Source organism: Phocaeicola coprocola DSM 17136, from assembly GCF_000154845.1.
Lineage (GTDB): Bacteria > Bacteroidota > Bacteroidia > Bacteroidales > Bacteroidaceae > Phocaeicola > Phocaeicola coprocola.
The window spans coordinates 20,851-36,297 of the sequence record NZ_DS981465.1 but is presented as its reverse complement, the minus strand read 5'-3'; the positions used below and the strand labels follow the sequence as shown (position 1 = coordinate 36,297).

Annotated in this window: 13 protein-coding genes; 2 read left to right on the top strand and 11 right to left on the bottom strand. The window is 45.9% G+C overall.

Annotated elements, in window-relative coordinates; all coding sequences use genetic code 11:
- Nucleotides 1-5: 5 nt before the first annotated feature.
- The 9 genes from BACCOP_RS07810 to BACCOP_RS07775 form a co-directional block, all read right to left on the bottom strand.
- On the bottom strand, nt 6-3,320 hold the full coding sequence (locus tag BACCOP_RS07810; RefSeq protein ID WP_007567992.1) for a SusC/RagA family TonB-linked outer membrane protein: 3,315 nt from the start codon (nt 3,318-3,320) through the stop codon (nt 6-8).
- Nucleotides 3,321-3,719: 399 nt separating this feature from the next.
- The gene (locus BACCOP_RS07805) at nt 3,720-4,160 is read right to left on the bottom strand and encodes an N-acetylmuramoyl-L-alanine amidase (RefSeq protein ID WP_007567990.1); all 441 of its coding nucleotides are present in this window, start codon (nt 4,158-4,160) and stop codon (nt 3,720-3,722) included.
- A gap of 137 nt (nt 4,161-4,297) precedes the next feature.
- Nucleotides 4,298-4,708 carry an HU family DNA-binding protein gene (locus BACCOP_RS07800; protein WP_007567986.1) on the bottom strand — a complete coding sequence of 137 codons (411 nt, stop codon included), beginning with the start codon at nt 4,706-4,708 and terminating at the stop codon, nt 4,298-4,300.
- 251 nt (nt 4,709-4,959) lie between these two features.
- Nucleotides 4,960-7,263, bottom strand: coding sequence for a SusC/RagA family TonB-linked outer membrane protein (locus tag BACCOP_RS07795; protein ID WP_148315624.1), 2,304 nt, complete (start codon nt 7,261-7,263; stop codon nt 4,960-4,962).
- A 62-nt stretch (nt 7,264-7,325) separates the two neighbouring features.
- Entirely contained in the window at nt 7,326-8,774 is a 1,449-nt protein-coding gene (locus BACCOP_RS07790) for a metallophosphoesterase N-terminal domain-containing protein (RefSeq protein WP_227994719.1), read from the bottom strand.
- Nucleotides 8,771-8,941: a hypothetical protein gene (locus BACCOP_RS21055; protein ID WP_227994717.1), complete on the bottom strand. Its 171-nt coding sequence runs from the start codon at nt 8,939-8,941 to the stop codon at nt 8,771-8,773. Before BACCOP_RS21055 ends, BACCOP_RS07790 begins: the two co-directional genes overlap by 4 nt.
- Nucleotides 8,942-9,535: 594 nt before the next feature.
- Nucleotides 9,536-9,757: a hypothetical protein gene (locus tag BACCOP_RS07785; RefSeq protein WP_007567980.1), complete on the bottom strand. Its 222-nt coding sequence runs from the start codon at nt 9,755-9,757 to the stop codon at nt 9,536-9,538.
- Nucleotides 9,754-10,227: a DUF3990 domain-containing protein gene (locus BACCOP_RS07780; RefSeq protein ID WP_007567978.1), complete on the bottom strand. Its 474-nt coding sequence runs from the start codon at nt 10,225-10,227 to the stop codon at nt 9,754-9,756. The genes BACCOP_RS07785 and BACCOP_RS07780 overlap by 4 nt, the downstream gene beginning before the upstream one ends.
- The gene (locus BACCOP_RS07775; protein ID WP_235776952.1) at nt 10,224-10,496 is read right to left on the bottom strand and encodes a DUF3791 domain-containing protein; all 273 of its coding nucleotides are present in this window, start codon (nt 10,494-10,496) and stop codon (nt 10,224-10,226) included. Before BACCOP_RS07775 ends, BACCOP_RS07780 begins: the two co-directional genes overlap by 4 nt.
- 269 nt (nt 10,497-10,765) lie before the next feature.
- On the opposite strand from BACCOP_RS07775, the gene BACCOP_RS07770 reads away from it, so the two are divergent.
- Together BACCOP_RS07770 and BACCOP_RS07765 are read left to right on the top strand one after the other, a co-directional pair.
- Nucleotides 10,766-11,035, top strand: coding sequence for a helix-turn-helix domain-containing protein (locus BACCOP_RS07770; protein WP_444875203.1), 270 nt, complete (start codon nt 10,766-10,768; stop codon nt 11,033-11,035).
- On the top strand, nt 11,028-12,443 hold the full coding sequence (locus tag BACCOP_RS07765) for a type II restriction endonuclease (RefSeq protein ID WP_007567972.1): 1,416 nt from the start codon (nt 11,028-11,030) through the stop codon (nt 12,441-12,443). The genes BACCOP_RS07770 and BACCOP_RS07765 overlap by 8 nt, the downstream gene beginning before the upstream one ends.
- Here BACCOP_RS07765 and BACCOP_RS07760 read toward each other — a convergent pair.
- Both BACCOP_RS07760 and BACCOP_RS07755 read right to left on the bottom strand, forming a co-directional pair.
- Nucleotides 12,435-13,598: a DNA (cytosine-5-)-methyltransferase gene (locus tag BACCOP_RS07760; RefSeq protein WP_007567970.1), complete on the bottom strand. Its 1,164-nt coding sequence runs from the start codon at nt 13,596-13,598 to the stop codon at nt 12,435-12,437. The genes BACCOP_RS07765 and BACCOP_RS07760 overlap by 9 nt on opposite strands.
- The gene (locus tag BACCOP_RS07755; protein ID WP_007567968.1) at nt 13,595-15,442 is read right to left on the bottom strand and encodes an Eco57I restriction-modification methylase domain-containing protein; all 1,848 of its coding nucleotides are present in this window, start codon (nt 15,440-15,442) and stop codon (nt 13,595-13,597) included. The genes BACCOP_RS07760 and BACCOP_RS07755 overlap by 4 nt, the downstream gene beginning before the upstream one ends.
- Nucleotides 15,443-15,447 lie beyond the last annotated feature (5 nt).

The window sequence follows — 15,447 nt, the reverse complement described above, 5'->3', positions numbered from 1 at the left end:
TCAAATTAAATACCCAATCTCAAAGTCAAAGTAAACTGCTTAGGAACAGGAGCAGCCACACCACCGGTGTTGAAGAATTCCGGATCCTGACCGTTCAGCTTCTTGTCGGCATAAATCAGGAACAGGTTGGTTGCCTGAAGTTTCAGTGACAGGTTGCTCAGTTTCATACGGCTGGCCAGTGATTTCGGGAAATCATAGTTCAGTGAAATTTCCTTCATACGGATGAAGTCACCTTTGGCAATACGTTCTGTAGAGTAGTTGTATGCATTGTATGCGCGGCTCAACTGAGAATCCTGACGGTTCATACGTGTATCGGCGATAACCGGTATGTTGGTAATATTTTCGTCACCCGGCTTAGTCCAGCGGTTTACAAACTCTTTCGGTGTTGCATCCAAGTCAGTATATTCATTGCTGAATACCGGATCCAGACGGATTACATTTCCGAATGAGTAAGTGATAAATACATTCAACTTAAAGTTCTTGTAGGTAAATACGTTACCGAAACTACCGGTAATAGTCGGATCGGTCGGACCTTCGTAAACCAGATGATCTTTAACGTTACGTTCCTGGAAGTTGATGTCACTTACAGTCACTTCACCTTTTTCATTGATGAATGTCGGGAGACCTTGTCCGTTCAGTCCCTGGAAGTCCATAGAGAACAGTGAACGTACCGGATAACCTTCCAGAGCAAAACCTGTACCTGCAATCAGGTCGATAACACGTGAGTTAGCATCCAGTTCGGTAACTTCGTTCTTCGCGTTAGAGAAGATAAAGTCGGTATTCCATTTGAAGTCGCGTGTTACAATGTTTCTTGTAGACAATGTAAATTCCACACCGTGTGACTTCATGCTGGCAACATTGGCATATTTTGAAATCTGTCCACCTACACCCATTGTGTTGATGATACCGATCAAGTCGTAGTTGTTACGCTTGTACCAGTCCATAGCCAGATTGATGCGGTTATCCAGGAAACCGATTTCAGCACCGACATTCAACTCATGTTTCTTTTCGTAAGTCAGCTCACTGTTTTCCAGTTCTGTAATCTGAAGTCCGGATTCACTTACACTGGCAAACGGGCGGTAAGAGTTATAACTGTTGACGATTACACGTGAGTTAGAAACCTCAGCCGGACCACGGTCGGCAGTCAGTGAGTAAGAAGCCTTCAGAGTCAGGTTAGACAAGGCCGGTCTCAGGTTTTCAAACCAGCTTTCTTCGTGTACGTTCCATGCACCCGAAACGTTCCATGTAGGAAGCCAGCGTGCCGAACGGCTCTTACCCAGCTTGTTAGAACCTTCATAACGGACTGTACCGTTTATTGTATATTTACCTTTCCATGAATAAGTAGCTGTACTGAAGAAAGCCACGTCACGAGAGCGGGTTGTAGACACACCGTAGTAAGCAGCATTTTCCTCATTACCCTGTTTGAAGTACAGATAGTCGTAAGAAGGAAGCATACCCATATCATACTGCAAACCTACACCCTGGAACCAAGTCTGTGTACGGTCGGTAGCGTTCAACTCCATACCACCGAAGAAGTTGAAGATATGGTTTTCATTAAATACATCATTGTAGCTGGCAGTAGCACGGAAGTCGTAGCTGTTCATGCCATATTTAGTTTCACGGTAGAAACCTCCCACCGGAAGAACCGATACCGGCAATGCGTTCGATACATCCGGGTCAGTATACAACCACGGGTTAGCGTCACGGATAGTAGCATCATCCATTGCACGGTAAGCCCATGCCTGATTAGAATAGTCAGTAATCTTGTGAGCCTGAGTAGTAGTAGAATACTTGTAAGCGCCCAGCACACTCAGTTCTACCTTATTGATAGGTTTGTATTTAAACTCACCCTGGAATTTCATATCTACTACATCCAGGTCCATATAGTTATTGTCCAGTTCATGCAAGATATTGAACGGCGCATAGTTACGTACGTAGTATTCATTCGGGTCGAGTGCACGTGAAGTATTCAGCGCGTAAGAATACGGGTTGATATCGAAGTCACGTTTTACTTCACCACTTATAGGGTCCAGATTCGAGCTTAACGAACCCGGTGCACGCTGTTTACGGTAAGAAGCGTTACCGATCAGGTTCAATGAAATTTTCTTGGTAATGTTATACAAAGCGTTCAGGTTGGCAGTGTAACGCTGTACCTTGCTCTGTTTGGTCCATCCCGGGTCGTTCATCACACTCAGTGAAGTATAGTACGAAGCCTTTTCAGTACCACTTGTCATACTGATTGCATGGTTCTGCGAAATGCTGTTGTTGAACAAAACATCAAACCAGTCTGTATTTCTGTATTCAGCCTCACGCAGATAAGCATTTCTTGCTTCCGGAGTGTTTGGCATGCCAAATCCTGTGTTTGCGTCGTAACTGTTGATCAAATGATACATCTTACCATATACACCACTGTTAGAAGCACGGTATACATCGGCAAATGTCAGGTAACCGTTGCTTTCCAGTGTCTTGTATACGTCCATCTGCTCCTGAGAGTTCATGATGTTGAAGTTACGGTAGTTCGGTTTCATACGCATGGTGAATTCACCTGTATAGCTGATCTTGTTAGAACCTGCCTTACCTTTCTTGGTAGTAACGACAATCACACCTGCCATGGCACGAGCACCATAGATAGAAGTAGCCGAACCATCCTTCAGGATCTGGAAGTTTTCGATATCGTCAGCATTCAAACCAGAGATAGCCGAACTGATCAGTGTAACGGCATCACCCGAAGACAAATCGTCAGCGCCTACTTCCGTTACATCCTCCATGATGACACCATCTACTACCCACAACGGTTTAGAGCTACCGTAGATAGATGTGGCACCACGTACACGGATTTTCGGAGCTGTACCGAAAGTACCTGATACGTTCTGAACCGATACACCGGCCGCACGTCCTTCCAGGGCACGGCTGATTTCCGGCACACCGTCAAGTTTAGAGTCTTCGGCAGATATTTTTGTTGACGCACCTGTAAATAATCGCTTGTCCATACGCTGCATACCGGTAACTACGACTTCATCCAGTACCTCTGTATCCGATTCCAGCACCACCTTCATATTATTTTTGGCAGCTACTGTCTGCGATTTCATACCGATATAGCTGATTTCAAGCTTATCCCCCTTGTTAACTTTCAGTATAAACTTTCCGTCGATATCCGTAATTGTACCATTAGAAGTTCCCTTAACCAAAATAGAAGCTCCCACGACAGGCATGTCATCCTCCGCAGACATCACGACACCTGTCACTTGTACAGCCTGAGCTATCGCCAGACTTATGCCTATTAACAAAAAGGCACAAAAAAGTGTAATTCGCTTTTTCATATTCTAATAAAATTTTAATAACGGACGCAAATATACATATCATTTCATTAAAAAACAAAAAATTAAAGCAAAATACATAAATATTCTTGCATATTCTATAAATTATCAAATAGACAGTTTTAGCTTTATTTTTTACCATAAACACCAATATCCTGCTAACACATTGAACACTTTTATACCCTTTTCGAGAATTTATGGATAAAACCATATAAAAACAAACAATAACAAATATTTAAAAAATAAGGGACTCCTCAAAAGAGTCCCTTAATACAAATTACTATAAACCAAAGATTTATATAAGTGTTAAAATTTAATAATGCACATATTTATTTTACATATTACATTTTGACAGCTTTTTAACATAAAAACATATCATTATAACACTGTACATAAATTTTCTTATAATTCCGTCCCAACATCAAAGCAGGGACACACCTTTGTCCACTCTTCCGGTTCTATCACACCGTCACCGTCCAGGTCCGGACTCAGGTCGCGATGTCCTACTATCCGGCGTGTCTGGAAGTCCATGGCAAGCACTCTCACCAGCACCCTGAGCGAACGCTTCTGAAGTTCCGTACGTGTGTCGGCAGGACGTCCCTGCTCGTCCAGTCCTCCTTCGTAGCACACACCGATACTGTGCCGGTTATATCCTTTGGCGTGCGCTCCGGGACGGTCTACCGGACGCATCGTACATATTTCTCCGTCGCGCCTTACATAATAATGATACCCGCATCCGTCGAACCCGCGCTGCCGGTGCATTTCCTCCAATTGACGGGGCGAGAGCGGAACATCCGCTCTCGTTGCCGAACAATGAATGACAATCATGTCAATCTTTCTCATCACACCCTCCTTTCTTTCCGGTCAGTATGCAATACAGACACTTGATTATCCTGATCAGAATCCATTTTACCTTTCCAGTCATACATTCCTCCTTGTTTTTTATATTTCACATCTGTCCGCATCTCCCTTCCGGAGTCTTACTCCTCTTTTTTAGGCTTTACCGGCACACGTTCGTAGCTCAGCGAATTCAGAATGTCCGACAAATCGGCTCCCGGACGGAAGTTGATATGCGCCTTCTTTATCAGTCCGGTGTGATATTCTTCCTCCGTGACACTACCCTCACCGTTCAGACCGATCTGAAACGAACCCAGGTCGCCCAGACGCACGATTTCTCCGGCACACAGACCGTCACGCATCACCGTACCCAGCGAAATCAGCACCGCCATCGTATCGGCACGTGTCACCGTACACATCTGCTGAATACGGTCCGCCATTTCACGGATTCCCATCTCGCCGCGTGCCTGTGCCAGGGCATAATATTTGGCACTACCTTCCAGATCATTAGGTTTCTTTCTTGCTACTACCGAATAAGTCACTGCTCTTTCCATAATCTTTTTACTTTTTAAATGATTAAAACGAATACCTGTTGAAAGCTTTCAATCTCTTTTCTGTATCACAAAGATACATAGCCAGTTCCGGGCAGTGTCCGTCACCGTCCGCCTACAGGATTGCATTGTTACGATAAAAATAAAAAAACCACAGGCCGTACAGCTCGACGCCTGCCGGTGGAAAACCGTCTGCGTAAATGCTGTACAGCCTGTGGAACCTCTCTGCTACCGCACCTGTCAGTTGGCGCGGCTCAGTTTGATATTGTCGATAAACCAGCGGCGATAGACACTGCTGCCCGAAGTAGCGGCAGTTCCACACCGTCGGTCAGCATGTTCAGTGTGTTGCGCACATATCCGTCTACGGTAATGTTCAGGCGGTTCTTCAGCATGGTCAGGTCGAAACCGAAGTCCCACTGCTGGCTGGTTTCCCAAGTCAGGTCCGATGCCACCGGCGCACCCAGTGTAGCATATTTCGCCATCGAGCTGCCCTCGCCGAACGTGAAACCGGCAAAGTCGCTTACCGAAATCAGACGCATGTATGTATAGTAAGAAGAAACATTCTGGTTACCCAGGCTACCGAACGAAGCACGCAGCTTCAGGTTGTCTACATATCCGCTCAGCGGCTTGAAGAACGGTTCTTCCGAGATACGCCATCCCACCGAACCCGAAGGGAAGAATCCCCAGCGGCTTCCGGCAGCAAAACGCGATGTACCGTCGTAGCGTCCGCTCGCCTCAAACAGGTAGCGTCCCTTGTAGTCGTAGTTCACACGGCCGAAGAAACCAGCCAGCGCATATTCGCTCTGTCCGCCGCCCACTTCGGTCAGCACTTCACCCTCGGCATTCTGTCCCACCAGGTCGAGGTCGTCCAGCGAAGTAGAAGTCAGGTTCTGTCCCGCAGCCGAAACATTCTTCAGATACATGCGTTCGTAGTTGAAACCGACCACTCCCGTCACGTGATGTGCTTCGCCGAATGTATCTTCGTAGTTGGCAAAAACGTTTGCCGAATAATAGTTGCGTGTGTTCACCGATTCACTCAGCTTGTTCAGACCGGCTCCGGTAGCATACGACAGCAGCGGTCCGTCCGGATATTCGCGGTAGAACAGGTTGTTCGAACGGTGTGTATTGCGTGTCTGGTACAGACGGTAGGTAAAGTCACCCGTCAGACTCAGCTGTTTGATCGGTGTGATGACCAGTCGTGTAGTATTCGAGAAGTCGTTCGTGCGGTTCACGTTGCGGTGCGATCCCTCACCCGGCATGATATGACGTCCGTTGCCCACCTTATAGTTCAGGTAAGGAGTACCGTACAGCCATGAGCCGTCGGGGTTCTTCATCGGGAAGCATGCCAGCGCGTGACGTCCGCTGTAACCGATGGTATCGTCGATGCTTCCGTTACCCTGGAAAGTATACTGCGAGCCATAGAACGAAGTATTGTTGCTCAGCGTAGCATAGCGGTTGATGGTAAAGTCAATCTTCGAACGCAGGTTATACTTGCGGTAGATATCCGGATTCATGTTCAGGATACCTTTCTGATAATCGTATGCCCCGCTCACCAGGTATTTCACATCCTTCGTACCCCCGCTCAGCGAGATGCTGTGCTGCTGGGTAGGACGACGGTCGTTGTACATCATGTGCCACCAGTCGTAGTTGCCGTAGTACACCCACTGACGGCGACCGTTTCTTGTATCTTCCACTACCCACGGGCGGTCGGGGTTCTCCGTCTTGTCGTTCACACGGGCCAGCAGCTGCTGCATGTCGTAGTCGGTATAGTCCACGTAGTTCGTACCGTTCTTCGCACGCCAGAAGGTATTCACCGTATACACCGACCAGTAACCGGTTGTTTCGTAATCGGTAGTCGTGGTAGGAGCCTGCCATCCCAGACGGCCGCTGTAACGCACGGTAGCCTTTCCGTCCTGTGCCGAGCCCGACTTGGTTGTGATCAGAATCACACCGAATGCCGCACGCGCACCGTATACTGCCGCAGCCGACGCATCCTTGATGACCGAGATAGACTCCACGTCGTTCGGGTTCACACGGTCCAGTTCACCCACCGCACCGTCTATCAGCACCAGCGGACCGGCACTGTTGATAGAAGTCGTACCACGCACGTTGATGCTGGGCGAGCTGCCCGGCACACCCGACGAGGTAGTGACATTCAGACCGGCTACCGAACCTTGCAGCATGTTTGCCAGCGACTGCGTCGCACGGTTCTCCAGCTTCTCGCTGCCCACCGTAGCCACGGCTCCCGTCAGGTTCACCTTCTTCTGCGTACCGTAACCGATAACCACCGCCTCATCCAGCATGATGGCATCTTCCTGCATATATACCACAATATTTTTCTGTCCCGGTTTCACCTTCACCTTTTCGGTAAGATAACCCACATAAGAGAAATTCAGAGTAGCCCCGCCGGCAGGTATCTGAAGCTCGAAGGCTCCGTCTACATCAGTAATGCTTCCCTGAGTAGTTCCATCGATGACGATAGACACCCCGATAAGCGGTTCCTGCAAGGCATCCAGTACCTTACCCGATACTGTTCTGCGCCGACAGCGTAGAAACACTGCCCGTCAGCAACAGCAACAGCAAAAAAACATACGAATTGAAAACTTTCATAAATAAATATTTAGTAAAACATTAAGTAGCTTGTCGGTACACCGGCCGGCATCTGCGGCACATCCGCCATCGAGAAATGCACATTGTTCAGGTCGTAGCTGCGGAACTGGTAATCCTCCGTCCATCCCGTAGCCTTGTATATCCATTCGATGTCCGTTCCGTTCACATCCCATACCGAGTATCCGCCCGGTGTTCCGTCGGGACTGATGTGCACACCCGGAGTAAGGTAGCCCGACCACCACCACGAAGCGCATATCGCACCCGCGTTATGTTCGTACACCTCGCGTCCGCCCGTTACGTCATCCTCCGGAGTCACGTTGAAACTCAGGTGCGTATGTCCGGTCACGAAATGCACCTTGTAGCCGTCCAGCACGTCCAGCAGCTGCGTAGTGTTCAGCACGTCATGGTCTATCTTGAAACCTTCCGTCTGCGACGGGTAGAACAGCTGTGCGTGCATCACCACTACCAGCGGTGTCGACTTGTCGACATATGCCAGATCCTTCGACAGCCAGCTCAGCTGTTCGGCCGACACACGCTTCTCGTAGTCGCGCGAGGTAGTGCCGTCGTAGTTGCTGCAATCGATGTCATCCAGCACCACGTAGTGCACCTTTCCGATGTTGAACGAATAATATGTCGGAGCGATATAATCCATGAAACGGCTTCCCGCCTCCTCATCGCTCGTAGCCTTGTAGTCGTAGTCATGATTTCCGATAGTATGGAAAATCTGAAGTCCCTTCACCTGATTGTTGATGGTATTCAGGTACTCAGGCAGCGCATAACTGTTCGAATACCAGTACAGGTCCCAGGTCATGTCGCCCAGCGTAATGGCATACATCTTTTCGTGCTGATGCAAGGCACGGTAGCTGTTCAGATCCTCGGTAAAGTCCATAAACTGTCCCAGGTCGCCCGTGCGGTTGGCCAGATGCATATCGCCCAGCATAAACACCTTATAGCTATCCTGTCCTTCCACCTCAGTCAGCGAGAAGTCCACACGCTCCGTTGTAGCGGCATCCCCCTTCATCATCTGGTAGAACCGAGGCAAGACTTCCTCGGCAGGAACTTCATATCCCGAAGGAACGGAGATAAACACATACCCCCATTTCTTTTCCGACTGAAGCTGGTAGATACCCCGTTCGTCGGTCACGCTCACCTCTACACCGTCCGATACCACAACACCCTGCACCGGACCGTCGGCTGTCGATACCACCCCGTACACCGTCGTTCCGGCATCCGGTGTGAAATCAATTCCCTCTACAATATTAATATAGGTAGTACCAATCTGTTTCTTGCGGTCACCACGCTTGACGAACACCCGGTACGTACCGCTTTCGCATCCGTCGGCAAGCTTTATGGTAAAACTGTTTTCCGAAACACTCACCAGCACACACGTATACGAGATTCCCCCTGTCGATTCCAGAATAATCACATCCGATTCCGCCGGCTTGTTACTCCCGGTCACCTGGAACGTATATTCCCCTCCCTTGCCACTTCTATCAGCGAAGGGCATTCAAACTGTACATCAAAGCTGCCTGCCACAGCTTCCGTCATTCCATCGTTGCTGCACGCCATCAGCGGCAAGACAGCAATCAGCAAAAAGCAAAGTAAATACGCTGCAAATTTTTTCATTTTATTTTTAAATTGTAAATTTTCCCAACCTGTTCCTTACCTTTTCATTACCAGCTATCTACATGACAACCAGCGTTTTTCAAGCAATCAAAAATCCTTAATTTTCATTGCGCAAAATTAAAGGCAGCGTATTTCAAAACAGAAACGCGCATGTGGCAATCCTGTTTCAAAACGGTTAAGTTTCCGATGCAGCATACACACAAAAAACGGGGCGTGAATACCTGGCTATGTCTTTGTACGGCACAGCATATTGCCGGCAGATAAAATCAAAGCGCAGATGAAGCTAAAAAAGTTGTGGCACAGACTTCTAAACTCGAATGTTGAACAGCCCTACTGTTTGGCGGAATAAAAAATAATGCTTACCTTTGCAATACGAAAGTGCCCGTGCGAGCTTAGTCGTCGCATCTGCACTATAAAAAGGAATTAGAGAAGTCTCAGTCATTACGACTGGGACTTCTTGCTTTTAACAGTCAATCATCCTCAGAAAGTTTCTTTCAATCTATTTTTTCCTCATCCGATTCTGAAAAAGCGTCCAGGCCTCCGCCGTTAAGTTTCCGATGCAGCATACACCCCGTGTCAGTTAAAATAAAATCCTTATCCGACCTTTCCTGTTAACAGTTCTTCTTCCAAAAAAGCAAAAACATACTTAGGACTCTGATAATAAAATGCAGCCTCCTCATTCATTACTTTCTGATACGTATCCGAGTTAAAAACAAATGAAAGCGCCTGTTCCATTGTTAATTTCCTGTTCTTCTCCATCAGTAACAGTGCAAGGTTCTTTACCATATCTGCCATCATTTCCTTTTTCTCATTCATATTCGCTTCAAGTATTTTATAGCACGTTCCGTACCGAAAAAATATTGTATTGTTACTCCTTTCATATATTGCAAATTACGGACAAGTGTAGGCAAATCAATTGAATGATTTTCATACTTCCATAACTGTACTCCCACTCTATCGTCAGCAATAGGTCCTATTACCACATCATAATCATGAACAGGCTGATCAGACGGATTATTACGGTTTAAAAGTATAAATTCAGCCCATTCTTCAGAGTAATTTTCAAACCTTAATACGCGCAAACTGTCCCATGCATCTTCGCTTATTTCATATTCCAACACAACAGGGCTTCCGGATTCCAGCTGTTCCATTTTCACATGCGCCATATTTAAAGCCTGATTGTAATCTGCTGAAAGATAAAAACCTCTCCCAAAATCCTTATTAGGTTTAGACTTCAGCAAATCAATTTCCAGAAACTCCTTATTCGTCCCATGATACAGCCTCATACCAGCGCCCCTCCGTGACGGTGACAATACTCAGCTATATCGTCCACCATCGAAGCAAACGACTGAGTATGCACATAATCATAATGGCGATCGATAAAATCAATCCCTTTGAAACGACTCAGGTAATTGAATGCCTGCTTCATCGAAAGTCCGTATTTACGTCCGAACTCCCTGATGAAAATAATCGTCCACTCCATTTTATCCTTTATATCATAATCCATATCTACAGCTGTTGATGATACATATGCAAATATAATGATTTTACTCATTCTTTCCTCATCCGATTCTGAAAAAGCGTCCAAACCTCTAGTGTTAAGTTTCCGATGCAGCATACACACAAAAAACGGGGTGTGAACCACGCCGCGATGCCGCAAACGTGAGGTTCACACCCCGTGCAAGTATATATCATAGTTTCTTAATCTTACGGCTCCCCCAGTCCCCGCACGATCACCTCCACCTCCGGCTTGAGGAAAAACTTGCGGTGTATAAGCAACAAACCAGCAAGAACAAAAAATACCCCCAAAATGCTAACTATAGTATGTTGAATTTCAATCTAAGCCTACATATTTTTGTAAAAAAACATACTATGAGTAGCAATTCCATTCTAGAAATATTCGGCAGAAATGTCCAGAAGTACCGAAAAGAGCAACACCTTTCGCAAGAAAAACTTGCGGAATATGCCGGACTTCACCGTACCTATATAGGAATGATAGAGCGTGCAGAAAAAAACATAACTCTTGTCAATATAGAAAAAATAGCAAAAGCATTAAATATTAATCTAACTAAACTACTGGAAAACAATGAATAAAAAACAAGAAGAAGGTATTGACAGAAACTGGCATCCCGAATTTCAAAAATACACAGAAGCCATTGTTTCAGCTTCCGAATATGAAGGGCTTTATTTTGAAAGAAAAAAAGACACGCAGATTAAATGGGTTGCCACCAAGAAATCTTCCGCCGGACAGAAACGTCTGGCATGGTGGAACAAGAAATGCGAGGAACTGGGTATTCCCGTAAAATCCGGAAACTATGCCGTTGCAGTCAGGGAGATACATCCTACAAAAAAACATGTATGCCAGATCTGTGGAAAGGCGCTCAGCATATATTATGAATACCCCACTAAGCAAACGCTTTCCAGAATCAACCAGAAACTCGGCACCAAGCTGAAGCAGACAGATTATACCATAAAGGAAATAATAGAACAGTTTTGCAAGAATACCAATGACCTGCAAAACATAGCCCACATATTCAAGGTAAAATCTTTTACAGATACAGCCGACCTGATCCGGCAAATATATGATACACATGTAGCCAAGTGTTCAGGCAAACTCTCTCCGGGAGCCATGTCAAATTGTCCGGACCGTTTCGACGGCTACCATTCCGACGGACTGTGCTGCCGGCAGTTTACCGACAAGGGCAGACATACAGACAACATGAAAACCTATGTGCAGGACCGGCGTGCTTATGAAGAATGGTCCGACGGCAACTATAACCTGGCCAACAGACTGATGGGAGAATACCAGAAAGCTCCAAAGTGCACATGTCCGGTCTGCGGAGAAACAGCTAAAATGACGGCCGACCATATAGGTCCGATTTCGCTCGGATTCTGCCACAGTACGAACTTTGCCCCTAAGTGCAAAGCGTGCAACAGTGCGAAGAACAATCGCCTTTCCCTGTCGGATGTCCGTAAGCTGCTGACACTGGAGGCAGACGGCAATCAGGTGGTAAGCTGGCATTCCCAATATATCTGGGACAAGTACAAAAATACTATCACTTCCGACAAAGATGCCCGGAAACTCAGTTCCCTCATGCTTAAATGCCACCAGAACGTATTGAAACTGTTCTCCCTTATTTACAAAAAAGGAGGGAAAGAATTTCTCCAGACTTATCTGCATCCCGAATACTCCATGTACGACTACCGTTTTTCGGATTTCAACCCGCTGGAACCCGACAAACTGAAGATACACGAAAGTCCTCTCGACAGTGAAAACAAGCGGAAAAATCAGAAAAGATACCTGCGCATTGCTTTCGAAAGTCTGAAAGAATTCGACATGAAGGAAAACCGTAAAGTAACATTTTACACAGACCAGTTTCCCCAAGAAACGGCTGCCGTCATACAGAGCATCAAAGCCAGAAATTTCACACAAGCCGACCAGGAAGTCAGGAAACTCATCACACTTCTGTGCGACAAGATTATTACTTCCGAGTCAGAGTAGATTATAAAACTCTTCGAAAGTCAACTCTCCATACATGAGCCTGTCGTAAGCCGATGCCTGCACAGGCTCATAATCCATTTCCAGACTTCCTCCCCCGTTTTCCAGTTCCGGCAGCGAACCGATAGCATCTCTCACCGTAATGGCTACGGGCAAGTTCCACATATTCGGTGTCTTGACAGATGGCATGTAAAACAAAGGCGACGGCTGAGGTATGGAAATCTCTTCCAGTGAACCGATGATGAAAACCCGCTTTCTACGCTGCGGCACACCAAATTCCTCGGCATTCAACTTGATGGGTACATTTACACGATAACCGATTTCAGTAAAAGCCTCAATAATTTCTTTAATGGCATCCCCCTTACGCATAGTCAGAATACCTGGCACATTCTCCATAACGAAAAATTCCGGCCTCAGCCGGTTTACCATTTCAACAAAATCCTTGAACAACTGGTTTCTCTTGTCGTTCGGATCTCTCCAGCCCGCATACGAAAATCCCTGACAGGGCGGACCACCGACAACCACATTAACCGGTGTATTTCCGCAAGCTTCCATAATGCGCGCCTTGGTTTCCTCCTGGGTAATATCTCCCAAAATAAAATTCTCAGCCGGTGCATACTGCGAGTGATTATATCGGTTGGTAGCCATAATGCTCTTGTCTATTTCATTTGCGGCTATCAGCTGGAATCCGCTCATAATGAATCCTTCCGACATACCTCCGCATCCGGCAAACAAATCCACAAAATTCATTCCTCTTAAATGAGGCATGATCAGTGAAGCGACGAACCTGGCCAGCAAAGGAGGCACAGCGTTTCCTATCTGCTTGTACTGTGAAGCATTAGAGCCCTGAAAGATAAAACTGTCGGGAAACGACTGAAGCCTTGCCGCCTCCCTGTTGGAAAGCACACGACATTGCGAAGGGTGCAGATTGCACCCGTTCCCTACCCGATTGAAATAAGTGGCGATCGTATAGCTTGGCTTGTCCCAGCACAACCTGCCGTAATAAGTAGTCCGTCCTCCGGTTTCCCTTATTTTATCCAGACGAGTATCCGATATGCTCAGAGGAATATCCTGCCAGTTTCCACCTTCAGGAATGTGAGGGGCTATTTCCGCCTCATGTTTCCCCATCTTAAACACAACATGATTATATAATTTCATCGTACTATCCAGTTTATCTCTTCCGGTGTCAAACCATACAGTTCGCCTACATACCTGTCCAGTTCCTCCTGCGAAGAATAAGTAAAGTTTTCATCCACTCTGTTCAGATCAACTACCGGCAAATCGTCTATTTCGTAGTTATTTATATGATTATTAGAGCTGGTCACCTTAAATCTCCAGTTCAACAAGCTGCTGTTCAGCAAAATATACATCTTCTTCAAGACTGTTTCTTCGGCCGATATATAATTGCAACTATTTCCCAGTATATCATTTTCCTCACAATACACAAACCTCAGCCTCCGCGATATTCCCATATTGGAAACCTGCTGACAGACCAGCCTCCTTCTGCCAAAATCACATTTCAGAAATTCAGCCGAACGAGTTCCGAGAAACTCGCCCTTCACATATTCGTGATTGATATCCTCAATATCGTTGTCAGCAATCATATTTCCCCGTACCAACCGGTAGGGAGTCTGCTCTTGTGTTATAAACCGCTTATATAAAGTGAGATCCAGTTCCCCCCTTCTGTTCCGTATTTCAGGATATTCCTTCAGCTTCCGTACCTGTGACAGCTTCTCCAGAATCTTCCACCCCCTATCCGACATCAGAGGTATCTCCATATTTTCCCCGAAAATCTTCCGCACACTTCCGATTTCTACTCCAAAACATCTCCCGTCCACTTCCACATTTATCCTGCCGGTAATACCGTATCGCTGCAGGTAAAATATATTAGTCGACTGCGTTACATTGTCAAACAGCGGGATGCTTTCTCTAAAGTATTTTATTTCACAGACCTTGTTCTTTTCCAACAAAAATTTCCGCAATTTTGTTGTTGACAAATCCGCGAATAATGTAGAAGGGCATATTACTCCCAAATAACCATTCCGCTTAAGCATCCGTATCATCTTTTCAATGGAGAGCTGATACAGATTCAACATTCCCTCCAGCGCATAATGATAAGCCCCCGAAGTTCTGAACCAGGACACCCACATTAAAATCCGGTCAGCTTTATTTCCCGAAATCTTCTTCTTGTCCGGTTTCAGAACCAGATAAGGAGGATTTGAAACAATCACATCAAATCCTCCGTTTACCTTTCCCTCAAAATCAGAGTTTTTCAACGGACATTCATCAGAAAACATTATATTCTCCTGTATCAGTGCATTTCTCCGAATAATATTTCCACATATTTTTTCTATGTCCGAAACAGAAGGTTCTTTCAGCCTTGCCAAGGCCTTCATACGAGTAATCGCTACAGCTACAGGGTCTATATCCACAGCAAAAATATTATTCAAAATACTTTTTTCCGGCGGTATAGCATATTCTTTATCCAATATATCGACAATGCAATCATAAAAGCGTCCTGTACCACAGGCAAAATCAAGCACAGACACGTCAGCCCCTGCATCACACCGCGACAAGGTATTTTTCACTATTTCATAAGCGACATAAGATCTGGTATAAACCGCTCCCTTATCAATAAGATTATGCTTCGATTTTTTTCTGTAAACAAGGCCGTTCTTCCGCTCTATCACAGCATTCAGAAATACGATATGCAGTTCTTCACATAAAGAAGGGATTACTTCTGCCGGAAACTGAGTATAAAGAGAATATTCTCCATCAGGCAAAAATCCATAGCTGCCTGAGATTTCCACCGAGTCCAAAAGTTTTTTTTGGTAGAGAAAAGTATATATAAGGCTGTTTATCAGAAAGGAATGCACATTTTCTGCCAATGCAGCAACTGTTTCCGTGTTCAAATCTTGTTCCGAAATCCGATTTGACGACTTATATTTTTCGCATTCTTCCGCTATCAGATCGTTTTCCAATTCAATAAGTCCGTCAATCATTATTC